Source organism: Streptomyces sp. NPDC032091, assembly GCF_055580265.1.
Map to the genome: position 1 here is coordinate 420,016 of NZ_JBVILR010000003.1, position 20,978 is coordinate 440,993.

The 20,978-nt window shown below is 71.2% G+C and carries 27 protein-coding genes, 1 tRNA gene and 1 pseudogene; 4 read left to right on the forward strand and 25 right to left on the reverse strand.

Translation table 11 applies throughout. The features are described 5' to 3' along the window. Positions 1 to 22: 22 nt before the first annotated feature. The 3 genes and pseudogenes from ACZ5NJ_RS07720 to ACZ5NJ_RS07730 form a co-directional block, all read right to left on the reverse strand. Positions 23 to 456: pseudogene (locus tag ACZ5NJ_RS07720) on the reverse strand (type II toxin-antitoxin system death-on-curing family toxin). After that, positions 453 to 653: a hypothetical protein gene (locus ACZ5NJ_RS07725; RefSeq protein WP_468763783.1), complete on the reverse strand. Its 201-nt coding sequence runs from the start codon at positions 651 to 653 to the stop codon at positions 453 to 455. The pseudogene ACZ5NJ_RS07720 and the gene ACZ5NJ_RS07725 overlap by 4 nt, the downstream one beginning before the upstream one ends. Before the next feature lie 31 nt (positions 654 to 684). Continuing rightward, complete coding sequence (locus ACZ5NJ_RS07730) at positions 685 to 2,151, reverse strand: MFS transporter (RefSeq protein WP_468763784.1); 1,467 nt, start codon at positions 2,149 to 2,151, stop codon at positions 685 to 687. Between the two features lie 195 nt (positions 2,152 to 2,346). Between ACZ5NJ_RS07730 and ACZ5NJ_RS07735 the strand changes: the two genes are divergently transcribed. Further along, a tRNA-Cys gene (locus tag ACZ5NJ_RS07735) sits at positions 2,347 to 2,418 on the forward strand. An 83-nt stretch (positions 2,419 to 2,501) separates the two neighbouring features. Here ACZ5NJ_RS07735 and ACZ5NJ_RS07740 read toward each other — a convergent pair. The 4 genes from ACZ5NJ_RS07740 to ACZ5NJ_RS07755 form a co-directional block, all read right to left on the reverse strand. Further along, complete coding sequence (locus ACZ5NJ_RS07740) at positions 2,502 to 3,776, reverse strand: tyrosine-type recombinase/integrase (RefSeq protein WP_468763785.1); 1,275 nt, start codon at positions 3,774 to 3,776, stop codon at positions 2,502 to 2,504. A gap of 79 nt (positions 3,777 to 3,855) precedes the next feature. After that, a complete protein-coding gene (locus tag ACZ5NJ_RS07745) occupies positions 3,856 to 4,089 on the reverse strand; it encodes an excisionase family DNA-binding protein (protein WP_468763786.1) in 234 nt (77 codons plus the stop codon). A 473-nt stretch (positions 4,090 to 4,562) separates the two neighbouring features. Then, positions 4,563 to 6,029, reverse strand: a complete 1,467-nt coding sequence (locus tag ACZ5NJ_RS07750; RefSeq protein ID WP_468763787.1) for an ATP-binding protein — start codon at positions 6,027 to 6,029, stop codon at positions 4,563 to 4,565. 2 nt (positions 6,030 to 6,031) lie between these two features. Further along, a complete protein-coding gene (locus tag ACZ5NJ_RS07755) occupies positions 6,032 to 6,880 on the reverse strand; it encodes a bifunctional DNA primase/polymerase (RefSeq protein ID WP_468763788.1) in 849 nt (282 codons plus the stop codon). Positions 6,881 to 7,126: 246 nt separating this feature from the next. Between ACZ5NJ_RS07755 and ACZ5NJ_RS07760 the strand changes: the two genes are divergently transcribed. Beyond that, on the forward strand, positions 7,127 to 8,098 hold the full coding sequence (locus ACZ5NJ_RS07760) for an HNH endonuclease signature motif containing protein (RefSeq protein WP_468763789.1): 972 nt from the start codon (positions 7,127 to 7,129) through the stop codon (positions 8,096 to 8,098). 12 nt (positions 8,099 to 8,110) lie between these two features. Here ACZ5NJ_RS07760 and ACZ5NJ_RS07765 read toward each other — a convergent pair whose 3' ends face one another. The 14 genes from ACZ5NJ_RS07765 to ACZ5NJ_RS07830 form a co-directional block, all read right to left on the reverse strand. After that, positions 8,111 to 8,449: a hypothetical protein gene (locus ACZ5NJ_RS07765; RefSeq protein ID WP_468763790.1), complete on the reverse strand. Its 339-nt coding sequence runs from the start codon at positions 8,447 to 8,449 to the stop codon at positions 8,111 to 8,113. Between the two features lie 9 nt (positions 8,450 to 8,458). Further along, the gene (locus ACZ5NJ_RS07770) at positions 8,459 to 8,749 is read right to left on the reverse strand and encodes a hypothetical protein (RefSeq protein WP_468763791.1); all 291 of its coding nucleotides are present in this window, start codon (positions 8,747 to 8,749) and stop codon (positions 8,459 to 8,461) included. 16 nt (positions 8,750 to 8,765) lie between these two features. After that, entirely contained in the window at positions 8,766 to 8,942 is a 177-nt protein-coding gene (locus tag ACZ5NJ_RS07775) for a hypothetical protein (protein WP_468763792.1), read from the reverse strand. A gap of 11 nt (positions 8,943 to 8,953) precedes the next feature. Continuing rightward, positions 8,954 to 9,442: a hypothetical protein gene (locus ACZ5NJ_RS07780; protein ID WP_468763793.1), complete on the reverse strand. Its 489-nt coding sequence runs from the start codon at positions 9,440 to 9,442 to the stop codon at positions 8,954 to 8,956. A 194-nt stretch (positions 9,443 to 9,636) separates the two neighbouring features. Beyond that, positions 9,637 to 11,769 (reverse strand): hypothetical protein, encoded by a 2,133-nt coding sequence (locus tag ACZ5NJ_RS07785; protein WP_468763794.1) that lies wholly within the window; start codon positions 11,767 to 11,769, stop codon positions 9,637 to 9,639. Further along, on the reverse strand, positions 11,769 to 13,430 hold the full coding sequence (locus tag ACZ5NJ_RS07790; RefSeq protein WP_468763795.1) for a hypothetical protein: 1,662 nt from the start codon (positions 13,428 to 13,430) through the stop codon (positions 11,769 to 11,771). The genes ACZ5NJ_RS07785 and ACZ5NJ_RS07790 overlap by 1 nt, the downstream gene beginning before the upstream one ends. Positions 13,431 to 13,508: 78 nt before the next feature. Continuing rightward, the gene (locus tag ACZ5NJ_RS07795; RefSeq protein ID WP_468763796.1) at positions 13,509 to 13,733 is read right to left on the reverse strand and encodes a hypothetical protein; all 225 of its coding nucleotides are present in this window, start codon (positions 13,731 to 13,733) and stop codon (positions 13,509 to 13,511) included. Then, positions 13,730 to 14,089: an RRQRL motif-containing zinc-binding protein gene (locus ACZ5NJ_RS07800; protein ID WP_468763797.1), complete on the reverse strand. Its 360-nt coding sequence runs from the start codon at positions 14,087 to 14,089 to the stop codon at positions 13,730 to 13,732. Before ACZ5NJ_RS07800 ends, ACZ5NJ_RS07795 begins: the two co-directional genes overlap by 4 nt. After that, positions 14,086 to 14,322: a hypothetical protein gene (locus ACZ5NJ_RS07805; RefSeq protein WP_468763798.1), complete on the reverse strand. Its 237-nt coding sequence runs from the start codon at positions 14,320 to 14,322 to the stop codon at positions 14,086 to 14,088. The genes ACZ5NJ_RS07800 and ACZ5NJ_RS07805 overlap by 4 nt, the downstream gene beginning before the upstream one ends. Further along, the gene (locus ACZ5NJ_RS07810) at positions 14,319 to 15,332 is read right to left on the reverse strand and encodes a DUF2637 domain-containing protein (RefSeq protein ID WP_468763799.1); all 1,014 of its coding nucleotides are present in this window, start codon (positions 15,330 to 15,332) and stop codon (positions 14,319 to 14,321) included. The genes ACZ5NJ_RS07805 and ACZ5NJ_RS07810 overlap by 4 nt, the downstream gene beginning before the upstream one ends. After that, on the reverse strand, positions 15,329 to 15,631 hold the full coding sequence (locus ACZ5NJ_RS07815; RefSeq protein ID WP_468763800.1) for a DUF6303 family protein: 303 nt from the start codon (positions 15,629 to 15,631) through the stop codon (positions 15,329 to 15,331). The genes ACZ5NJ_RS07810 and ACZ5NJ_RS07815 overlap by 4 nt, the downstream gene beginning before the upstream one ends. Further along, on the reverse strand, positions 15,628 to 15,897 hold the full coding sequence (locus ACZ5NJ_RS07820; protein WP_468763801.1) for a DUF6284 family protein: 270 nt from the start codon (positions 15,895 to 15,897) through the stop codon (positions 15,628 to 15,630). Before ACZ5NJ_RS07820 ends, ACZ5NJ_RS07815 begins: the two co-directional genes overlap by 4 nt. Before the next feature lie 92 nt (positions 15,898 to 15,989). After that, a complete protein-coding gene (locus ACZ5NJ_RS07825) occupies positions 15,990 to 16,460 on the reverse strand; it encodes a transcriptional regulator (RefSeq protein ID WP_468763802.1) in 471 nt (156 codons plus the stop codon). 58 nt (positions 16,461 to 16,518) lie between these two features. After that, positions 16,519 to 16,767, reverse strand: coding sequence for a hypothetical protein (locus tag ACZ5NJ_RS07830; RefSeq protein WP_468763803.1), 249 nt, complete (start codon positions 16,765 to 16,767; stop codon positions 16,519 to 16,521). A gap of 823 nt (positions 16,768 to 17,590) precedes the next feature. Between ACZ5NJ_RS07830 and ACZ5NJ_RS07835 the strand changes: the two genes are divergently transcribed. Continuing rightward, the gene (locus tag ACZ5NJ_RS07835; RefSeq protein ID WP_468763804.1) at positions 17,591 to 18,337 is read left to right on the forward strand and encodes a helix-turn-helix domain-containing protein; all 747 of its coding nucleotides are present in this window, start codon (positions 17,591 to 17,593) and stop codon (positions 18,335 to 18,337) included. Beyond that, positions 18,334 to 18,807, forward strand: a complete 474-nt coding sequence (locus ACZ5NJ_RS07840; RefSeq protein WP_468763805.1) for an NUDIX domain-containing protein — start codon at positions 18,334 to 18,336, stop codon at positions 18,805 to 18,807. The genes ACZ5NJ_RS07835 and ACZ5NJ_RS07840 overlap by 4 nt, the downstream gene beginning before the upstream one ends. Here ACZ5NJ_RS07840 and ACZ5NJ_RS07845 read toward each other — a convergent pair. The 4 genes from ACZ5NJ_RS07845 to ACZ5NJ_RS07860 form a co-directional block, all read right to left on the reverse strand. Next, complete coding sequence (locus tag ACZ5NJ_RS07845) at positions 18,800 to 19,363, reverse strand: HD domain-containing protein (protein ID WP_468763806.1); 564 nt, start codon at positions 19,361 to 19,363, stop codon at positions 18,800 to 18,802. The two genes, ACZ5NJ_RS07840 and ACZ5NJ_RS07845, sit on opposite strands and share 8 nt — an antisense overlap. Positions 19,364 to 19,391: 28 nt before the next feature. Next, positions 19,392 to 19,829 (reverse strand): GntR family transcriptional regulator, encoded by a 438-nt coding sequence (locus tag ACZ5NJ_RS07850; protein ID WP_468763807.1) that lies wholly within the window; start codon positions 19,827 to 19,829, stop codon positions 19,392 to 19,394. A 116-nt stretch (positions 19,830 to 19,945) separates the two neighbouring features. Beyond that, complete coding sequence (locus ACZ5NJ_RS07855; RefSeq protein ID WP_468763808.1) at positions 19,946 to 20,185, reverse strand: YozE family protein; 240 nt, start codon at positions 20,183 to 20,185, stop codon at positions 19,946 to 19,948. Between the two features lie 349 nt (positions 20,186 to 20,534). After that, complete coding sequence (locus ACZ5NJ_RS07860; protein WP_468763809.1) at positions 20,535 to 20,765, reverse strand: hypothetical protein; 231 nt, start codon at positions 20,763 to 20,765, stop codon at positions 20,535 to 20,537. Positions 20,766 to 20,978 lie beyond the last annotated feature (213 nt).

The following is a 20,978-nucleotide window of genomic DNA, read 5'->3' on the forward strand; positions in this document are numbered from 1 at the left end:
ACCTCGGCGGGTGCGGCGAGCGTCACACCGGGAGCAACTCCCGCAGCCTGTCGGCGATCACCGGCACGCGGGCCTCGGCGCCGCAGGCCACGTCGACTACCAGCTCGTACGCCGCGTCCTGGTCCACGGCCGCCGGATCGACCCCGTTCACATCGAGGAAGACGGCGGCGGCGAGCCAGGCGGTGCGCTTGTTCCCGTCGACCAGGGGATGGTTCACGGCGATGCCGTGGAGCAGGGCTGCGGCCTGCTGGTGGAGGTCGGTGTAGGCGGGCGTCCCATACTCCCCCAGCTACTGCTGGGAGGGGCCCCCAGCGCCCGGGGCCGGTGCACGGCGGACTCAAGCAGTCCGGGGGCACGCAGCTCGACGGTCTGCCCCTGGGCCAGGCAGGCGTGCCGGGCCAGGTCGAGGACCTCGGCGAGGGTGAGGTGGCGCACGGCGCCGGCCGGCGTCCTCATGCGCCCAGCCTCTTCAGCAGGGGCGCGTGCAGCCGCGCCAGCCGCTCCGCGGCGCCGCCGACCCGCTCGCGCTCCCGGCGCAGGTGTTCCCGTACGGCCGCGAGGGCGTGCTCCTCCGGCGTGGAGCCGGAGGCGTCGGCCAGGTCGGCGAGCTCCGCGTACGCGGCGTCGGACAGCCGGATGATCAGATCGTTCACGCACGCAGCGTAACGATCCTGCTCCGTCCCCTCATCCGGTTTTCGCCGCCGGACGCTCGTGCAGCCGGGTCGCCACCCAGGCCCCCACCAGGGCCACGCAGGCCATCGGCAGGAACACGACGAGGAACGCGGCCGGGCGCGAGGCGTCACCCTCCGCCGCGAGGACGTGCCCCGCCCCCACCGCTCCCCCGCCCAGCGCGGCGAACGCCGCCCCGCCGGCCGCCAGCAGCACCACGTTGGCCAGCGCGTCGGAGATCTGGAGCGCGGCGGAGTTCGCCCCCGCCTCCTCCGGCGCCGACAGCTGGAGCAGCAGCACGCTCGTCGAGCCGATCACCAGCCCCATGCCGAGGGAGCCCACGGCCCAGGCCAGGGCCAGCGTCCGCACCGGCACCGACTCGACCAGCACCGCCGGGGCCGCGGCGATCGCGCACGCCACCATCACCATCCCGGCCACCATCAGCCGCTCCCGGTAGGGCGCCGTCCGCCCCTGGGACTGCACCCAGGAACCCAGCGCCCAGGTCACCCCGCCGAGCGCCAGCGAGAACCCGGCGAGGGTCGGGCTGAGCCCGCGCTGGGTGACCAGCATCAGCGGCACGAAGCTCTCCGCCCCGATGAAGGCCCCGGCCGCCACCCCGCGCAGCAGCACCACGGACGGCAGCCCGCGCCGCGCCCGGTACGTCCCGCGCGGCAGCAGCCCCAGCACCGCCGGCACCAGCAGGGCCGCCCCGGCGGCGCCGGGCAGCAGCGACAGCCACCGCAGGTCCTGGGCGGCGTACTGGAGCAGCCCCGCGCCCACCGAGATCCCCAGGGCCAGCCGGATCCGCCGCCGGTCGAACGCGGCGGGCGCCCCACCGCCGGTGTCCACCGGCCCGGACGCGGTCCGCCGGATCGCCGGCAGCGCCACGATCAGCGGGACGACGACCAGCACGGGGATCCCGAGGAACACCCACCGCCAGCCGAGGCGCTCGGTGACCGTCCCGGCGGCCAGCGGCCCGACGATGGACGGGACCACCCAGCTCGCGGCGAAGGCCGCCATGATCGCGGGCCGCAGCCGCTCCTCGTAGGCCCGGCTGACGACGACGTAGAGCGCGACGATGACCAGCCCGCCCCCGAACCCCTGCACGGCCCGCCCGAGCACGAACACCCCCATGACGGCGGCGGTCCCGGAACACACCAGCCCGGCGGCGAAGGCCCCGATCCCCACGGTCAGCGGCCGCAGCGGCCCTTGCCGGTCGGACCACTGGCCGGCCAGGACCATGCCGAAGAGGCTGGTGGTGAAGTAGGCGGAGAAGGCGAAGGCGTAGAGCCCGATCCCGTCCAGCTCGCGCGCGGCGACGGGCATGGCGGTCCCGACGGCGGTGGCCTCGAAGGCGATCAGGAAGATCACGGAGATGATCCCGACGCTCAGCGTCCGGTAGACCGGCCCCAGAATGCCGCCGCCCGGCGGTGGCGGAGCGGCGTCGCTGGTCTCTGATATCCGGGGTTCAAGGGCGCTCATCGCCCCAGAGTAAGGTGCGCGGCCCGGTCGCGCCCCTGTCAATTGGTCGCATCCCGCGTGGTCCCCGGGACCTAGGCCGAACGGCCCGTGTAAACGCCCGTGTAAACGCCGCATGGCAGTCACATTGCATCCCCCACGCCCCTCTTCCGACCCGCGGCGGCCCCCCGTAGCGTCGTACCCGGCACCACACAACACGGCCGTGTGCCCGAGTGGTTGAGGGACTCGCCTGCAAAGCGGGTTACGCCGGTTCGATTCCGGTCACGGCCTCTATCTGTTCTGACCAGGCAGAACGAAAGGGCGGCATCCTTCCCAGGGTGCCGCCCTTTTCGGTGCCCGTCTCAGTTTCCGTCTCAGTTGGCGGGTACGAGGACCCCGGCCGATCCGTCATCGTCATCGGGCCGGTCCGTCTCGGCCTTCCAGATCAGACCATCCACCTGCCGGGCGATGTCCGTCCGGACCGCGTCCACCATGTGCTGGTACCGAGCCGCCATGGCGGTGGTCGACCACCCCATGAGGCCCATGACGGCGCGCTCAGGAACCCCAAGGATCAGCAGTACCGTCGCGGCCGTGTGTCGGGCGTCGTGCAGGCGTCCGTCCCGGACGTTCGCCTCGGCCAGCAAATCCTTCCACTCAGCCCAGTCCCGGCGATGGGACGGACTGCGTCCCTGCTCGTCGGGGAACACCAATCGGTTCTCCTGCCACCGCTTGGCCGCCGCCCGCTCCTTCTCCTGCGCCTTCAGGTGGTTACGGAGCAGGTCCACGAGTTGATCCGGCAGACCGACAGCGCGGCGGCCCGCCCGGGACTTCGTGGTGGACAGCTCGGGGTTCGTGCGGCGCCGCTGCGGGCAGTAGCCGGCCGCCTTACGTCCGCACGGCTCCGCACACCCGTGGGCGTACTGCGGTCGGTGACGGCTACGACGGACCATGAGGAACCCGCCCTCAAGGTCGACGTCACCCCACTCCAATCCCAGCACCTCCCCCTGGCGCAGCCCGAGGGCGAGCGCGACCGCCCACCGCGCCGAGTTGCGGTGCTTCTCGGCGGCGCTCAGGAGCCGTTTCACCTCCTGCACGCTGTAGGGCTCCACCTCGTAGTCCCCCGTCTTCGGAGCCTTGGCCAACTGGACCGGGTTCTGACCGAGATGACCGCGCCGTACGGCCTCGTTGAGGGCGGTGCGGAAGGTCCGGTGCACCTGATGCGCGGTGGCCGACTTGCTCCCGCTGGCCTGCATCTTGGCGTAGAAGACCTCGATGTGTTCGGGCTTGAGCCTGTCGAGCCGGTGCGCCCCTAGGCCGGGGATCAGGTGCTTACGAACGGCGACGCGGTACCCAACCATGGTGTTGTCGTTAACCGCCAGGGGCGCCACGTTCTCCACCCAGTGAGTCAGCCACGACTTCACCGTCCACGCCTTGCCCGGCTTCCGCACCGTCTTAGCGTCACGCTGCTTCTCCAGCTCGCGGACGGCGTCGGTCACACCAGCGCGGGTCTTGCGTTCGACGTGGCGCCGGTCCGGCGTGCCGTCGTCACGGATGCCGACGGTCACTCGGCCGTGCCACTTGCCGTCGCTGCCCTGATAAATGGAGCTGCGGCCGTTGGGCTGCCGGGTGCGCTTCTTGTCTTCCGCCACAGGCGGGCTCCTTCATGTTGGGAGGTGGAAACGACCGGAGCGCTGCCCGTCGTGGGGCAGCGCTCCGGTGGAGGATGGGTCAGGCCGCCTGCCGCTCAGCGCGACGACGGGCGAGGTACGCGGCCGGCGCATCGGCGGGGACCCGCCTCAGCCCGCCGACCAACAGTGACTCCAGCTCTCCGTTGCGGATGAGGGCGAAGCAGGTGGTCCGCCCGACCCGGAGGCAGCGTGCCGCCTCTTCGACGGTGAGGAGAACGGGGGCCGGGCCGTTGCCCGGGGCGGGGCAGGTGTCGTCCAGGTGAGTGATGCTCATGCGGGCACTCCTTCGGGGCAGCCCTTGGGGCCTGTGTCGGGATGCGCGTGTGTCCGAGGCTGGGATTTCTGCGTCACCGCGTCATTCGCGTCACTCGGCCGTCTGACCTGGGGTTTTCGGTGACGCTGGGTGTGGTCGTGTGTCACCGGTCTGTGTCACCGCGTCATCGGGTGACGCGGGCCGGTGACGCAGGTGACGCAAGATGACGCAGCCGGGGGCCGTCTGCGTCACCCGTGTATGCGCAGGTCACGCGCCGTTTGTGGGACCGTGGTGACGCGGGTGACGCAGCGTCTCTTCTCTTAGGAAAAAAGGAGGGGAGTGTCTGTTGTTGTGCGCGGCTCAAAGCGCGAAAGGCGGAGCCGCTGCGCGGCACGTCCCTTGGGCCGGCGTTCCGCCGGAACTGCAAGAGGAGCACGCCTCGCCGGCGCCGGGTGCTCCTCTTGCTTGGGCGGGTTCCGCCGGGCGCCGCAGGGTCAGAACATCGGGTCCGGCGGCGTGGCGGCGGGGCGGGTCAGCTCGATGTAGCGGGCGGTCTTGGTGCGGCCCCAGTCGATGAGGACGCCGCGTGCGGCGAGGGTGGGCTGAAGTCGCTTGAGGCGGTCGGAGAGGACCTTGCCGGTGGTGGGCCAACCCTTGGGCAAGGGGCGGCAGTCCTCGCCCGTGTAGAGCTGGGTGAGGGCATGCAGCCACTCGGCCGAGGACATCCGGATCTCGGCGCCGGGGTCGAGGCTGGCGGCGTGCTTGAGGACGGTCTGGGCGAGCAGGTCTCCTTCGATCACGTCGTCGTTGAGGTCGTCGAGGCTGGCCCGGTAGGCGGTCAGCGAGGCGAGGCCGGTGGCCGTGTCGAGCTGGGCGCAGAGGTGGGCGAAGTCGGCCATGCGCAGGTCGGTGGGGATGTCGGCTTCGGTGGCCCGCACCTTGACGGCGAGGTCCAGCAGGGAGCCAAGGATGACGGGCAGGGCCTGCGCGTACTCCGTCCACAGCTCCGCCTCGGTCCGCCGCACCTTGGGGCGCTCCAGCCGCAGGGGCAGGAGACGCTCGGCGAGGTCGGGGCGGATGACGCCTACATCGATGCCGGTCAGCAGGAGCGGGCGGCGGTAGCGGGAGCGGTAGACGTCGCCGTCGCTGAACAGGGCGCGCTTGATGCTCTCGGCGCCGGTGACGATGCAGCACATCAGGTCAGACAGGTCCGGGGGCAGGTGCGAGAGGTTGTCCAGGGCGGTGACCCATCCGGCAGCCACGGCCGTGATCAGGTTCTCCTCGTCCTTCGGGGCCCGGCGCAGGTCACCGGTCATGCCCTCGATGATCCGCACCAGCATCCGGCCGCCGGTCGACTTGCCGGCCCCCTGGGGGCCGGTGAGGAACGGTGCGGGGACGGGGACGGAGGGCTCCAGGCATCCGATCAGCCACGCGACGGCCAGGCACTCGCTCTCGGCGTTGGCGAAGTTGCACAGCCTCAGCAGAGCGTCGATGCCCTTGCCGTCGGTGTCCTTCTCGGGAAGCGGGAGTTCCCCGGTGAGCTGGGTGCGCCGCCAGCACACCTCACGCGGGTCGGGGATGCGGATGTCCCAGCCGCCCGGGTGGATGCGGACCGATCGGCCGTCGTCGCGGCCCAGGTCCAGCCACGTCGCGCCGTCGAACCCCGGCGCCACCCGGATATTGGTGGGCTGCACTTCCTGGCTGAGCGCGAGTGCCTCAATCAGGTCCAGCGCTTCCTTCATGGCGCTGCCGTTGAACACGCCGTGGCCGTCATTGAACAGGCCGACCATGAGCTCCTGGCGGTGGCTTCCGGTGGTGCCCTGGGAGCGGATCGGGCGGGCCACGGGGTGGCCGTTGCGCTGCGCGTAGACGGTGCCTTCGGTGGTGCGGAAGTACCTGAAGTGCTGCTTCGCGTAGTCGGTGATGACCTGGCGGGCCGGGGTCTTCTCGTCTTCGGGCACGGCTACACCCCCAGAGCGCTGCGGGCGTTGGTCCAGGCCGTGGTGCAGTGCCGCAAGGACTCCCCCTTGGCCTGCGCGGCGGTGAACAGCCGCTCGACGTGGGCCTCGGTCAGGCAGCCGCACCGGCCGTGCGCGGAGAGGACGGCCAGGAACGTGCTGTAGACCGTGTGGTGGATGGCGCTGCTGGCGGTGGTGATGCGCTGCTCGGCCATGGTGATGCCGCGTTCCAGGTAGGCGGGCGAGCGGTGGCGGCAATGCCCGTCCCCGGCCGGCGCGGGGACAGCGGCGGACAGCGCGGGCCGGGCCGGGGTGGGGCGCTTGACGGCCAGCGCGCGCACGGTCTCCGGCAGGGGCGTCATGGGGCCGGTGCCGGGGCCGCGCCACCGGGCGTAGGCCATGGTGGACTTCAGGTCGACGCCCTCGCGGACGCCGTTCACGGACCGCGTGGTGCCCTGGTAAATCCAGTGCTCGCCCCGCGTGGTGGCGACGGTCGTGGTGGCGGGGAGGGCTTGGCGGGCCCAGGCGACGGCGCCCGGGGTGTCGAGGTCGACGACGGTGAGCCCGGCACCACCGGGGTGGTAGGCGACGCCACCGGCGCGCTGCCAGGCACGAGCCCAGGCCGGGGAGGTGAGGGCGGCCGGATCGGTCGTGGCGGCGGCCCAGCCGTGGCAGGGCGCGGGGCACTGGCACGGACCGGCAGCCTTCATGTGGGGCCGGTCCCCGCACGCCGAGCCCACGCAGACCGGGCAGTTGCCAACGGGGGTCTTGTCCTTGCGCAGGGGCAGGACGGGGAGCCCGAGCCCGGCCAGCCGCAGCGCGGTCTGTAGCGGGGCGGGGGTGGGTTGGGTCATGCTGGAGACCTCCATCAGGTCTGTTAGAGGACTGGGAGATGTGGGGCGGTCGCTGTTCTTTGGCGAGAGGCGACCGCCCCCCTTTTTTCCTGCGCCCGAGGGCGCCGGCAGCCCGCGCCGCAGGGGTTTTCGCGGTGGGCGGGAGTGTCAGTGGTGCCCGATACGTTGATCGCGTGAGCCGTCCGGCCAAGCCGCCATGCGCGGCTGGGCATCGGTGACGGGTTTCGGGCGTGGAGGGAGTTGCAGTTGACGGCGTGGCTGATGTACCTGGGCGAGGACGCGAAGCGTGTGGGGCAGGGGTATGACGACCACCCCTCCACGCACTACAGCTGGAACAGCCGGGTCCCGAACTCGGCCACCGTGGCCGTCGGCGACACGATCGTGCTGTGGGATGGGAAGACCCTGCTGGGCCTGTCGGTCATCGAGGACATCAAGGCCGGGACCGGCACGGCCGACGTCAGCTCCTGCCCCAAGTGCGGCAAGGCCGACATCGCCGAGCGCAAGACGATGACGCCGAAGTACCGGTGCTGGACCGACGACTGCAAGCACGAGTTCGACGCCCCGCACGTACAGACCGTCCCGGTGACCACCTACCGCAGCCTCCACGAAGCCGCCTGGCTTGACCTCCGCGGCCAGGTCTCCGGCCCCGAACTGCGGGCCCTGTGCGAGCAGCCCAAGTCACAGAACGCCCTGCGGCGTCTGCGCTGGGACGACTTCCGCACCCGGGTGGAGACCGGCAAGAACGCCACTTCGCTGAACATCGTCGACAAGGCACGCGGTGTGATCGTGGGCGGCCACACGACCCGTGTCACCCGGGCCCGCAAAGGGCAGGCCCCGTTCCGCGCCGCCCTGCTGGAGCACTTCGGCGAGGTCTGTGCCTTCACCGGACCGATGCCCGCCAGCGTCCTGGACGCCGCCCACCTCTACAGCTACGCCGACAAGGCCAAGCACTACGAGTTCGGCGGCCTGCTGCTGCGTAAGGACGTCCACCGGCTGTTCGACCTCGGGCAGATCGCGATCGACCCGAAGACCCTCACCCTGGACGTGGCACCCCAGACCCGGGCCTACCCCGAGTACGACAAGCTCCACGGCCAGACCCTGGCCGTGGCTCTCGACAAGAAGCACGAAAAGTGGATCAAGGAGCACTGGGGCATGCATCGTTCCCAGGCCACCATCCCGAGCCAGAGCACCGGTGGCCAGACCGCGCTGCCTGTCTGAGTCGCCGCCTGGTCAGGCGGCGAACAGGCCGTCCTGACCGACCCCCGTCGACGAGGGGCGCTGAGGGGAGTTGCGGGTGGCGGGAGCCGCCCGCAGGTGCGCGGTGACGGGTCCATCGTTGTGGAAGCGCCAGGTGCCCACGTCGCGCTGATCTCGGCCCGGGGCGGCCGGAGTGTAGCGGCGGGCCTCGTCGGGGTGGGTGGCGTTCCACTCCTCCGCGCACACCTTGTGGACCGCCTCACCTGCGTGAGAGCGCATCGGGGTGGGCTTGCCGCACAGGCAGCACGGCCGGGCAGGGCCGGGATCGAAGTGGCGGGTGTCGCCCCAGTCCAGGCACGGGGCCGCCTCCACGGCCTGCTCCTACCTGTGGCCGGTGGCTGCGGCGGTGAACTGGATGGTCATGGCGTCGGGGCCCATCCGCTTGCCGGCGGCGGCGTGGGCGTCCTCGTGGGCGGCGTCGCGCACCTGGTCGCACACGAGGGTTCCGTCCGGGGTGAGGGTCCAGCCGCTGGGGGCGTCGTAGGTGGCTTCGGTGACGTACTGGATGGCTTCGGCGGGGGTGTCAACGTGGGGGGTAAAGCCCTCGTCCGTGAAGCTGTTGCCGCACAGGTCGCAGACGGCGACGTAGCAGAGGACAGGTCGGGTGGCCATTGCTCCTCCTGGCTGGTCAGTGCTGGGTGTGGTCGGTGGCGAGGTTGGTCAGCCGCTTGGCCTGGTCGGCGGTGACGGTGCTGTAGCGGATGCGGACAGTGCAGCCGGGCTGGGGGCAGCGGACGGTGTGGCGGCCGGCGAGGAGGGCGAACGCGTCGGCGATTCGGTCGCCAACCGTGCTCTGGTGGTCCATGAAGGTCTCCTTCAGCGGTGGTGGATGGTGCCGGTGGCCTTGCCGAAGAGGCCGGTGGCGGTGATGTTCTGAGTGATGTGCTGGGCGGGCCCCGCCTGCCGGCCGCCCCAGCCACGTGAGGCCTTGAGAGCGAGGGGTGCCAGGGCGCCGGTGGCGATGAGGGCGACGGCGGCCCACAGGGTGTCGGTCACGGCGATCAGTCCCGGGATGGCGCATGAGATCCCGTATCCGGCGGCGGCGATGCCTGCGCCGAGGGTCGGGGCGAGGAGGGCAGTGGTCTTGGCCCATGTGGGGATCGGCCGGGCGGCTGGCGCGGGCGGCTCGATGGTGGTGGGGTGGGTGTAGGCGAGGGTCCGGTGGCCGCCGGGGAGGGTGACCATCTCCACTCCCGGGGGGAGTTCGCCGGGCAGGAGGGTGGGCGGCTGGATGGTGGTGGGGTAGTAGACGGGATCGCCGTAGCGGGCGGTGTGGGCGGTGTTCGGGCGCGTGTGCTCATGCACGACGGGCCTCCCGATGGGACGCGGGCCCGCCCCCGTGGCGGTGGGGCGGCCCGGGGCTGCTTGTCGTCCTGCTTGTCGCTTGTCTTGTCTTGTCGCTTGTCTTGTCGCTTGTCGCCTCGCAGGTCAGAGCCCGTTTCCAAGCCCCAGACGGGCCACAGAGGGCCTCCTTCGCCCGGGGGCGACAAGCGACAAGTTCAGCCCTCGGAGGGCGTCTGGGGGGCGTGCTGGCGGTGGACGTAGCGGGTCTTGGTGCCGCTCCCGATCCGCACCGCTTCCCCTTCCTCCGTCCAGGTCTTGAGCCATCCGGCGACGGTCTGGCGGGTGGTGCCGTAGCGCTCCAGCTCCCGAGCGATCGCAGACGCCCCGGTGCCCTCGGGCCCGGCGGCGATCAGGATGGTGAGGGCGGCCTGCTGGGCGGCGTTGTCCTCGGCGCGGTGCGCGGACAGGTTCAACCCCGGCCGCTCCGGCTCCGCCGCCAGACCCTGGCCGGGTTCGGGGGCGGTGGCGAACTCGGCGTCGATCTGTCGCCGGAACTCCGCCGCGAGCGCGTCCTCATCCGGCGCGGTCGCCGGCGCGGGGGCGGCGTTGCGGTGGGCGGAGAGGTTCAGTCCCCCGCCCCGCCCGGCCGCCGGCGCCGGAGCGGGGCTGCTGCTGTCGCTCGGCTCGGTCTCGGGGGCTGCGCCGATGCCGTCGGTGATCCAAGCCGTGCGGGCGTGGTCCCAGCGGCGGGCGTAGTCCGGGCCCGCAGCCTTCGCGGACACCTCGTCCAGGTAGGGGTGCCGGTCGGAGGTGGCCAGGACAATGTCACGGATCTGGTTCGGCAGGATCCGCCACGTCCCGAAGAGGCCGACGGGGGATTCGGGGGTGCCCATGAAGCCGGTGCCCTTGTGTGGGGCCTGCTCCACCCTCAGCCCCCGAGCGCCGGGGAAGACCTTGCTGAGGTCCATGCCCTCGGTCTCGCCACCGGTCAGGACGGCACGGCTCTTGGCCTCGCGGCGGATCATCAGGTTCCCGAGCACGGAGCCTGTGGCGCCGAGCGCAGTCAGGACCGTTCGGACGCCCATGGCGCGGAGCATCCGGATCACTTCGAGGATCTTCTTGGCGAGCTGCTTCTTCTCGGGCTCGGTACTGACCAGGATCTCTGCGCCCTCGTCGACGACCAGCATGATCTGCGGGATCTCGTGGCTGATCGGGAGGAGGTCGGTGTTCGCCTTGGCCATGAGGCCCTGGTAGGCCTTCTTGCGGTAGAGGCCGACGCGGAGGGCCGCATCCAGCATCAGGTTGGCCTCCTTGTAGGAGGCGGCCAGCCAGTCGATCCCCGGGCGCACGGGCTTGCCGTGGCCGCCCTCCAGCGCGGGCCGCACCCACGGCAGGCCCGCGGATCCGGCGTTGAGGTCGATGACCCAGGTCAAGATGTCGGTCGCGCGGGCGAACCCGGCCAGGATGACGTGGACCAGGTTCGTCTTGCCGGAGCCGGTGGGGCCGACGACCAGGGCGCACTGCTCGCGGAGGAAGGTGAGAATCTCCTCGGCATTGGTGCGGTAGCCCCACGGGATGCCGGTGTGGACCGACAGAGGGCTGTAGTCCTCGGGGTAGGCGACCGTGTCGGCGAGGACGTTCTTGGTAGTGACGTCGATCAGCACCCGGCCCTGGTCGACACCCGGCGACGCGGCCGCGGTGCAGCCGTGTGGGAGCCGGGCATCCGCCGACAGACGGGAGTTCTCCTTGGCGATCCGGTCGTAGGTCGTCCCGCCGGAGGGGAGTTCGGCGTCGATGGTGAACCCGGTCCCGGTCGGCCACATCTCCACCGCCAGGACACGGATCGTGATCCCGCAGACCCGCTGGATCCGGTCCACCCACTCCGCCGCGACCGCCCGCCGCTCCGCCGACAGTTCGCGGGCAACCTGACGCTCGGCAGCCTCCAGGGCCTCCAGCTCACGGGCCTCCTCGTAGAGGCCGGTGGCCCGGGCGGACGCCCCGATCCCCACCCCGAGCACCGCCAGGGAGCCGATCGATACCCAGTTCAGGGGACCGGTGGCCAGCGCCCAGGTCGTCCAGCCGGAGCCGAGGAGCCAGGACGCGGCGCGGGAGCTGATGGTGCGGGCCGCAAGCTTCTGGCGCAGGCCGGTGGCGGTGTGGCCGACGGCGCCAACGGCACCGACGGCCAGCGCCCAGCTGGGCGGCATGTGGGCGAGGGTGCCGACCGTGGCCAACGCATAGGCGCCGGTGGTCGCGGACAGGGCGCCGGTGACGGGCCCGTGTCCGGCGGCCCAGTCCAATGCCAGCCCGTTGTGGGTGACCGGGCTGGTCTTCGTCTTGGTGGCCATCAGACGTTCCAGCCCTTCTCGGCCTCGTAGCCGTTGCGGGGGTCCTCGAACCGGGCGATGTCCGCCTCGTGGGCCTCGCGGAAGGTCGGGCCGAGCTGCTCGGTGTAGTCCACGGTGTTGGTGACCATCTGGAAGAGGTCACCGAGCATGTCCGCGACGATCTTCTCGAACGGGAACTCGTTGTCGGAGCGCTCGGCGAGGATCCGCAGGATGTTCGCGATGGCCTGCAGCGCCTCCGGCAGGCCCTCCAGCATGGCCAGGATCTCCATGCAGTTCTCCGGCTCGTAGGACTGCGCGGCCTGCTCCATCTCGGCGGCCAGTTCCTCGAACCTGAACCCGGACACGTTCGACATCTGCTGTGCTCCTTCGGGGGTGGGAGGTGCGGGAACGTGCGTGGTGGGACGCTCCGCGCGGTCCCCGATCGGTTCGTCGGCGTCCTGCTCGGCCGCCGCCTGCTCGTCGGCGGCTTCCTCGTCGGCTTCCAGCTGGGCGCGGATCTCCTCGTCCCGGGCCTCGCGCAGGGCGCGGGCTCGGCCGACGAGGAAGGAGTAGAGGCGCCGGCCGGGGTTCATCAGCCAGGACCAGCCGAGCTTGCGGCCGAGCGGCGTCGTGGCCATCCCCACCAGCCCGGCCGCCCCGCCGAGGACAGCGGCCAGGGCGCGGCGGGCGTGGAAGCGGGCGGCCGACCGCAGCAGGGCCTTGCGGGCGGCCTTCTGGGTGGGGGCCTTCAGCTGCGCGGCCCGCTTACGGATTGCCGCCTCCCGCACTGCGTCCCGGCCGGCCGCAACCGCCCTGCCCGCACCGCGGTCCAGCGTCTTCCGGCCTGCCTGGACGGCCTTGTCGCGGACGGCGGCGGCCTTGGACATTCCCTTCGCGAGCGTCCTCGCGGCCGCGCCCTTGGGCTTGGCGAGGGCGGATGCCGCGCGGTTGGCAGCCTTGGCCTCCCGGCGGGAGTCCGCGACCTGCCGACGGGCCTGCGTGCTGGCCGCACGCTGCGCGGCCCGCGTGGGCGAGTCGCTACGGGCCTGCGCCCGCAGGTCCCGAACTTGCCCCGCACGGCCGCCGCCCAGCGCGCCCAGAGCCCGCCCGGCCCTGCCCTGGGCCGACGAGGTGCCCTTGCCCGCAGCGGGCTTGGAGGTGGTAGAGGGGCCGGCGGCCGCCCTTCCCCCGGTCCCAGCCCCGGCGCGGGAGAGCCCCTGTGCCCCGGCCTGAGTCGTCCGGGAGCGGGTGCCGGATCCGGTGCCCCGGCTGGTACGGGAGGCGGCGCCGGGCTGGGAGGGGACGCGGCCCAAGAGGCCACCCCCGCGCCGCCCGGCCGCCGCCTGGCCCGCGGCGTGGGCGCCGCCGGGGCTGGTCTTGGAACCGGGCTTGTTCTTGCCGGACTTGGTGACCTTGGTGTGCTGGCGGGCGGCGACGGCGGCGAGGGCGGCGGCGCCGGTCATCGCGAGGGCGGCGCCGGCCGGCCCCCCGGCCAGAGCGGCCGTCGCGACCAGCCCGGCCGCGCTGTTGACCCCGGAGAAGGCGAGCGGCACGACCGGGAACCCGCCCGGCGTGTGCTCCACCTCCTTCCGCGCCGCAGAAGGGCTGGTCTCGGCCTGCGGGGCCGGGGCGGGGGTGGTTTCTTCGGGAGGGGCCTGCGGTTCGATGACGGTCTCGGTCATGCTGAACGTGCTCCTTCAGGAGAAAGGGCCCGGCCGACGCTGTAGGAGGTGGGCGGCCGGGCCCTGCTGGCGGAGGGCTCAGAGCTGGTTGGGCTCCAGCGAGAAGAAGACGGTGTTGGCCTGGGACAGCTCCGGGCGCTCGGCGGCCAGGTGCCGCCGCAGCGAGACGAAGACGTCCTGACGGGTCGCCCCGGCGTGCGGGGTCCAGGTCCCGTACTGCGTGGTCGTGCACCGACCGGGCAACTCCAGGGTCAGGATCCAGTGGTGCGATCCCTGCGGCGGCGTGCTGTTCTGGCTGGTCACGAGGACTCCTGAAGAAGATCGGCGGGTGTGATGGGCGGGGTGTCGTGGCAGGGGACGCACTTGCCGAGCGAGGTCGGGATCACGTATCCGGCGTCCCGCTCGCAGGCCGGGCACCGGCGGCGGGCCGCGTTGGCCTTCGCGAGGGCAGCGGCCCGGCGGGCGGTCATCGGCCGCACCGGCCGGGCAAGGTCGATCCGGTAGAGGTAGGCGACCAGCGGGCCGCGCCCGCGGCGGGGCCGCTCGACCTGCGCGGCGACGTCCTGACCGCCGGGCCGGAGCCCGGCGGCGCGGAGCTGTCGGCGGGTGGCGAGCCCGTCCGGGGCCAGGCGCCACCGGTAGACGGGCAGGGCGGTCACCGGTCGAGGCGGTGGAGCGAGGCCCGGCAGGCGGTGGCGTGGTCGTTCGCGTTGCGGCGGGTGAACGGCAGGTTGTCGAGCATGCCGGAGCGGTCGCCGCAGCCATGGCAGCGCCAGGCCGAGCCCAGGGAGGCCCGCGTACCGATGACGTCGACGGCGGCGCCGAGCTGGTTGTGGAAGCGGATCAGGAGGTTGACCGGCTCGGCGGGGGCGGTGTTCGGGGAGATCTTCACGATGCTGCTCCTTCGAGGGCCGGGCGCGGGGCGGGGGCGGTGAGGTCGCGCAGTTCCTGGTAGCGGTTGGCGATCCATCCGGTGGACCAGCCGGTCAGCTCGACGGCCTGGCGCTGCGGGAGGCTGGCCGCGTACGCGGCCTGGACGATCTGCCGGGCCCGCGCTTCGGGAAGCTTCTCGGTGGCTGGGCCCGCGGCGAGCAGCGCGGCGCGCTCACGCTCCGCCCGCTCGGCCGCCTCCCGCTTGTCCCGTTCGGCCCTGCGCCGGTCTTCGGCCGCGCGCAGAGAAGCGGCCTGCCGCTCGGCGCGCTCACGGTCGGCCTTCTCCTGCTCACGCTCGCGCTCGCGGCGCTCACGCTCGTCCCGCTCGGCCTTCTCCTCCCGCCGGGCTGCCTCTGCGCGCTCGGCCTCTTCGCGGCGGATCCGGTCCCGACGCTCATCGGCTTCCCGGGCCAGCCTCGCCTCGTGCTCACGCTGCTCACGTGCCTGCGCCGCCTCGTGCTCACGGCGTTCACGCTCCGCCCGCAGCCGGTTCTCTTCACGCTCCGCGGCCGCCTGGGCTGCCGCGTCCCGCTTGGCCTGCTTGCGTGCCTCGGCGGCCAGTACCGCGGCGGTGAGGGCGCGACGGTAGGCCAGTCCGGCCTCTGCGGTGACGATCAGCAGCAGGGGCGCAACCGCATGGACCGCGACCCCCACCAGGTCTCCAGCCAGGGCAGAGGCTCCGACGTTCAGCAGGAGCGTCATGGCGCCGGTCATCCAGCGCAGGGCCACAGGCCACGGCCCCCCGTGTCCGCCCAGACGCGCCAGGACCGAGTCGAGGCGGACCACGATGAGCACCGCAGCATCCACGACGAGCGGCAGGATCGGGGCCGTCCAGTCCCACTCGTCGGGGGTGTGGGCTGCCATCAACGGCGTGACCGTGAGGATGGAGTAGAGCATCGCCCCACTCACGATCAGCCAGGTCCCGAATGCCAACGCGCGTTCCGATGAGCGCAGATGAGCGTCGCTCACGACCCACCCCCCACGACCGGAGAGACGCGGGCATGGGCGATCAGAACGACCGGCGAGGCCGGGTCGTCAATCCGCTCGCTGTCCTCAAGCCAGGACCACTCCCCGGCGCCCGTGAGCGCGTAGCCGAGTTCCGTGAGCACGCGTGAGCGCTCCTGAACGGTCGGCGCGATAGCCCCCGCGAAGTAGTGGGTCGGCCAGGCCAGGGAGCCGGGCAGCGCCACGTACAGACGCCACCGCTCATCTCGGTAGACCAGGTGCGCGCTGGCCGACGCGGGGAGGGCCTGGGGCACGCTGTTCATGCGGCATCCCCCGAGGCCGTCAGGCCGGCGGCACGGTTGGCGAGGTCCCGCCGGGCGTCCAGCACCCGGTGGCGGGCCCGGCGGATCCGACGGGCGTCGAACTCGGACGGGGTCCGGTCGAGCTGGGCGATGAGCGCGTCCAGCAGCTCGACCTCAGCCAGGACCAGCGGCATTTCGGTCTCGATCGCGTCCAGCTCCGCAGCCGTCGGCTCCAGGTCCGCCGGCAGGCTGGTAACGGGCTTCTGACGTGCAACGATGTGCTTCATGAGTCGTGTTCTCCCTAGCAGGTGGACGGCTCAAAGCGGCCCCGGTGCTCCAACACCGGGGCCGCACGCCGTTGAGACGGGGAAGTCGGGGTTCAGACGGTGGCAATGATCAGAGCCGCAACCAGCAGCCACAGGTGGTGGAAGGCCTGGTCCAGGGCGTAGGCCCCGGTTCCCAGGTGTGCGGCCGGCTTGCTTTCGGCGGTGACCGGGTGCAGGGGGTGAGCCCCGGTGCCCAGGCCGTAGAAGTCCGCGAGCCCACAGACCTTGGCGAGACGGGCCAGCGTCGAGCGGCGATCCGCCCACCAGTGCGTCACCGCGTCCACGCCGAGCCCGGCCACCAGGCCGGCCAGCGACAGGCGCAGGTCCAGCAGCAGGGCGACCGGCAGCAGGACAACCAGCTTCGTGACGGTCAAGGTGGCCACGTGCCGGGCGTCGGCCAGACGGCCGGTCCAGCCGGGTTTGCCCTTATCAGCGGACTGGCGGGAGGTCTGCACCCAGTGGTCACCCACGCTGTGAGCGACGTACAGGGCGACGAAAACAGGAGCGAACGTTGCAGCGTGCACGAGGACTCCAGACGAGAACGGTCGAAGAAGTGAGACTGATGCCGGACGTTCGGGCTGGTCAGTCGTCCTCGCCGAACTCGTCGGGGTTGACCTGGCGGTCCAGGTCGTAGTGCAGGCTGTCGGCCGCCTTGGTGACCCACTCGCCGAGGTTGGCGACCCGCCGGTACCGCGCGAGCCGCAGCTCCTCGGTCAGCACCGGGACGGTCAGCTCGTCCGCGATGCCGGCCAGGTCCCGCAGGATCCGGCCCAGCTCGCCGGCGGACACGGTGCTCGGGCCGGGGAGGTCCTCCCCGTCACGGATGCTCATGGGTACTCCCACGTCAGCAGGGGTGGAGCGGAAATCCGGCTCCCCGCCACTCCGCCCGTACGACGCCAAAAGGCGCCAGACGGGCGGAGGAGGCAGCCGGCCGCAGCGCTAGCGGCGCTGCGGTGGGTGGTAGGTGACGCGAGGGGCGCGGCCGGTCGTACCGGTCCAGCACGGCCGGCGCCCGCGGATGTCGTTGGAACACGGAAACCTCCACGCTGGAGGGGCAGGGCTTCGCCGAACGCCATTGCCACGGCGCTCCGGTCCCGAGCCTGAGATCGGTGCGTCATCGTCACTGCTCTGACGCCAGCAGGCGGCCTGCACGAATCGGTGCAGGATGGCGTGCCGCCGACGACATCACCCGGTCGCCGCGGGGGCGGTCTCACTCTTGCCGCCACGTGCGTTGGGGCCCCGCTGTACATCCCCACACCCGAGTCCGGGTGGCGCTTGCCAAGCGCGTAGGGGAAGCCGGCGTTCATCACGGCCGTTTGCCCCCGGACCCTCGCCCTAGGCACCTACCGCGACCGCCGACTCGCGTCAGCCCCGCACGATCACTGTTCAGTTCTCAAGGAACCACTCACGCATCCATGCAGGTCAGCACGAAGTAGCTGCGCTCAACGCATGAGATACATGCTTGAACATGTATCTCAGCTTGGCCGTCTCGATTGCGGCTGTCAAGCTCTTCGCTTCAACCGAGTCGCCGTGCGATGTGCCATCAGAGTGCCGCCGGAGCCATGGACGAAGTCACCGCGGTCCTGGACGACTTGGGACGTCCTCGGTAGCGTTCCGGGAGTCGAGTACGTCCCTGGACGTCCCTGGGAGTGGCATGGCCAACGAGCGCTTACGATCCGCGATGTTGACCCAAGGTGTGGCAGTGGAAGCGCTGGCCGCGCACGTGGGCGTGGACCCGAAGACCGTCGAGAGGTGGATCACCAAAGGTCGAGCCCCATACCGCCGCCACCGCCTGGCCATCGCCGCGCTGCTGCGCGAGGACGAGACCTACCTTTGGCCTGAGGGGCTGCCTGAGACGCAGCGTCAGGACGCCGCGGACGCAGAAGTGCTGAAGGTCTACCCTCATCGCTCCTATGTGCCGCCCGAACTGTGGCTACAGCTGTTCGGCAGGGCTGAGCGAGAAATTGGCGTACTGGTGCACGCGGGAGTCTTCCTGGCTGAGAACCCCCGATGGCCGCGGCTTCTGCGAGCCAAGGCGGCCTCAGGGGTCAAGGCGCGCATCCTGCTGGGTGATCCGGACGGCCCTGAGATTCAGCGCCGAGGCGAGGAGGAGGAAATCGGCGAAGGCGTCGCGTACAAGGTCCGCGAAGTGATGAAGCTGTACCGCCCCCTCTACTCGGTACCTGGAATCGAATTCCGTCTCCACCGGTCGACCCTGCACAACTCGCTGTACCGGTCGGATGACGAGTGGCTGGTGAACACCCAGGTCTACGGAGTGAGCGCCCCCTTGACGCCCGTCCTCCACCTACGCCGCGTAGCTGGCGCGGAGCTGGTCTCGACGTACCAGCAGAGTTTCGAGAAGGTCTGGACCCAAGCCGTACCGCTGGAAAGGCAACCATGAGCCGCCGCACCGACTACTTCAACGACCCCGAGGCCCCGAAGGCCAACAGCATCGTGCCTGCGGTTACCGCGTTCGTCGTCAACGACGCCGGCGAGGTTCTGTTGGAGCGACGGTCCGACAATGGCCGGTGGGGTATGCCCGGGGGCGTGCAAGAGATCGGCGAAAACATCGCGGGCACCGTCGCCCGCGAGGTCTTGGAAGAGACCGGAATAACGGTGGAAGTCGTGGGCCTGGTAGGCGTCTTCACCGATCCGGGCCACGTCATCGCATTCGCGGACGGAGAGGTCCGCCAGGAGTTCTCGCTGTGCTTCCGGGCGCGGCCGGTGAGTGGTGAGATCAAGGTGAGTTCGGAGTCCCTGGAAGTTCGCTGGGTCCCCCGGTCGGAAGTCGATTCGCTCGACATGTCCCCGACCACGCGACGGCGACTCGAAGAGGGTTTCCGCGATGCCCCGACCCCCCTGATCAGCTGATTCCCAGCACCGCCGCTTCAGCACTCCGTTGACGCACACGTGCCACCCTGGCCAGCAGCTCGGGGCGGGCCGCAGAGACAGCCCGGTAGACGACGTGATCAGGGCCGTAGCGGTCTAGGACCTCCACCAGCCGATCGGCCGGGTCCACCAGCGCGCCGACCGGGCTACTCGTGAGATCGCAGTAGGTGATGGCGTCCACCAGCTCCGGTTCCGCCGGCCCGAACTCATCCAGCGCGTCGGACAGTCCCAGCTCGGACGCTTCCCAGGGAGACGACGTGTGGAAGGCCACGAGACTGCACAGGCGGCTGTCCGCGCCCACCACGTCACGGAGGTAGCGCGCGCCATCGATCATGTGCTGGCCGGTGTCGACAGCCGCCGCGGCGTAGCCGACATCGTGGGCGATGGCCGCCGCGGCCAGCAGCTCGGCGTCCTCGCCCAGAGCCGGGGCCAGGGTCAGAGCCTGTGAGTACACCCGCCGGGAGTGAGCCCACCGCTTCGGCAGACTCTCGGCGAGCAAGTCCTCGGCCAGGTCGTGAGCCCACTTGGCCAGGTGCATGTGGATACCTCCGGGAGTCTCTTGCGGGTTATGGGGTGGGGCTGACGAATCTGCCCGCCCCCTGCTGAGCCCTGATGTGCCCGGCGGTCTCCAGCTCTCGGACCGCCCGGCGGATGGTGCCTCGGGCAACGCCGTAGGTCGCGGCCAGCTCAGCCTCGCTGGGCAGACGGGAGCCGGCGGGGAGGACTCCCTCCTGGATCTGGCGCAGCAGGTCGGCCCTGATGCGCGCGTAGGGGGCTTGCCCGGTGCCCCCGGAGACCTGCCTCCCCACTCCTGCGACGGTGGCGACGCCCCCGGACTCCTCCAGGGCACGCAGGGCCCGCCGCACGGTCGTGCGGGCGACGCCGAACTCACGCCCGATCTCGGCCTCGGATGGGAGGCCGTCGGCGTAGACGCCTTCGGCGATCCTCGCTCGCAGTGCCTCAGAGATGAGCAGGTACGTTCCTCGCGGGCTCGCCTGCGGCACGCGGCCTCACTCTCCTGGGACTCGGCGGGAAAAGTCGACAACCCCCAGCTTCGCACGCTGGGAGCTGTCTGCTGCGACTCTCCTGCCCAGCCCAGAGCGGAGGATAGGTGAACTGTTCAGGCGTCGTCGTCCTCTGCGGCCGCCCGGTGGGCGTCGTATGCCTTCCAGGCACGCTCCAGGGTGTCGATGGCCCTAGGAATGGCTCCCCGTTCTTCCAGGTAGGCGATCTGTCCGGGGAGCCCCTTGCGGGAGGGCCAGTCCGGATCGGCGGAGACGTCTCGTGCCAGATCGCCGATTGCGGAGTCGTCTTTGCGGTGGGTCTTCAACCAGGTCGTGAAGCTCTGATGCTTGGCCATAGCGCCATCCTTCCGCCGACACGCTCGGCCCAACCTCGATTCCCCGTGCTGCCTGGGGCATCGGACAGCTGGGCGTCTCGCAGGGAGCCAAGCGGTGGATGAATGCACAGGTCAGCCGGGCAGTGATCCGTCTCAGTTTCCGTCTCATTCACCCCCGCCCGGAGTCGTTCACGACGGTCCGTCCACCGGGCTGAAATCCCGAGACGAACGAGGTCGAACGGAACCGACTCGGCCGGCAAGCCACGCGGACAAACCTGCAAAGCGGGTTACGCCGGTTCGATTCCGGTCACGGCCTCGGGGAGGAAGCCGAAGGCCGTCCGGGGGGGCTCCCCCGGACGGCCTTTGTCCTTCAGCCCGTCGGCAGGTCCCCGGCCCGGGCCGGCAGGCCACCGTCGTCCACGCACCGGAGCTCCTTCGCCACGGCGAGGGCGGCGGAGTGGGTGATGGTGAGGTAGTCGGGGCGGAGGACGTCCTCGCCCTTGCTCTCGTGCCACCGGTCCTGGAAGAGAAGTCCGACCCGCAAGGGGGCCTCCGGTGTGGAGCCGACACGGGGGCTGACGCAGTCGTAGGCCAGGTACATGGCCTTCTCCTTCGGCGCAGAGACCTGCACGCCGTGATCGCTCGCGTCCAAAAGATCATCCCACTTGCTGGAAGCGGTAAACCGCAAAAGCGCCGACGGGGTGTGAGGTTCCCTGTCCGACCCCCAAACCTCACACGTCGACTGGGGCATCGCCCGGATCCTGTCGCCAGACCTGTACGCGTCCTCCATCACCTGCGCGACGGCCCTGACGTT

Excerpts from the sequence above, each read along its gene's own strand:
- ACZ5NJ_RS07745 (WP_468763786.1), bottom strand. The coding sequence starts at position 4,089 with ATGAGCATCACTCACCTGGACGACACCTGCCCCGCCCCGGGCAACGGC.
- ACZ5NJ_RS07785 (WP_468763794.1), bottom strand. The coding sequence starts at position 11,769 with ATGGCCACCAAGACGAAGACCAGCCCGGTCACCCACAACGGGCTGGCA.
- ACZ5NJ_RS07775 (WP_468763792.1), bottom strand. The coding sequence starts at position 8,942 with ATGGACCACCAGAGCACGGTTGGCGACCGAATCGCCGACGCGTTCGCC.
- ACZ5NJ_RS07770 (WP_468763791.1), bottom strand. The coding sequence starts at position 8,749 with ATGGCCACCCGACCTGTCCTCTGCTACGTCGCCGTCTGCGACCTGTGC.
- ACZ5NJ_RS07860 (WP_468763809.1), bottom strand. The coding sequence starts at position 20,765 with ATGTACCTGGCCTACGACTGCGTCAGCCCCCGTGTCGGCTCCACACCG.
- ACZ5NJ_RS07730 (WP_468763784.1), bottom strand. The coding sequence starts at position 2,151 with ATGAGCGCCCTTGAACCCCGGATATCAGAGACCAGCGACGCCGCTCCG.
- ACZ5NJ_RS07855 (WP_468763808.1), bottom strand. The coding sequence starts at position 20,185 with ATGGCCAAGCATCAGAGCTTCACGACCTGGTTGAAGACCCACCGCAAA.
- ACZ5NJ_RS07845 (WP_468763806.1), bottom strand. The coding sequence starts at position 19,363 with ATGCACCTGGCCAAGTGGGCTCACGACCTGGCCGAGGACTTGCTCGCC.
- ACZ5NJ_RS07830 (WP_468763803.1), bottom strand. The coding sequence starts at position 16,767 with ATGAGCATCCGTGACGGGGAGGACCTCCCCGGCCCGAGCACCGTGTCC.
- ACZ5NJ_RS07755 (WP_468763788.1), bottom strand. The coding sequence starts at position 6,880 with ATGACCCAACCCACCCCCGCCCCGCTACAGACCGCGCTGCGGCTGGCC.
- ACZ5NJ_RS07840 (WP_468763805.1), top strand. The coding sequence starts at position 18,334 with ATGAGCCGCCGCACCGACTACTTCAACGACCCCGAGGCCCCGAAGGCC.
- ACZ5NJ_RS07835 (WP_468763804.1), top strand. The coding sequence starts at position 17,591 with ATGGCCAACGAGCGCTTACGATCCGCGATGTTGACCCAAGGTGTGGCA.
- ACZ5NJ_RS07820 (WP_468763801.1), bottom strand. The coding sequence starts at position 15,897 with ATGAAGCACATCGTTGCACGTCAGAAGCCCGTTACCAGCCTGCCGGCG.
- ACZ5NJ_RS07815 (WP_468763800.1), bottom strand. The coding sequence starts at position 15,631 with ATGAACAGCGTGCCCCAGGCCCTCCCCGCGTCGGCCAGCGCGCACCTG.
- ACZ5NJ_RS07790 (WP_468763795.1), bottom strand. The coding sequence starts at position 13,430 with ATGACCGAGACCGTCATCGAACCGCAGGCCCCTCCCGAAGAAACCACC.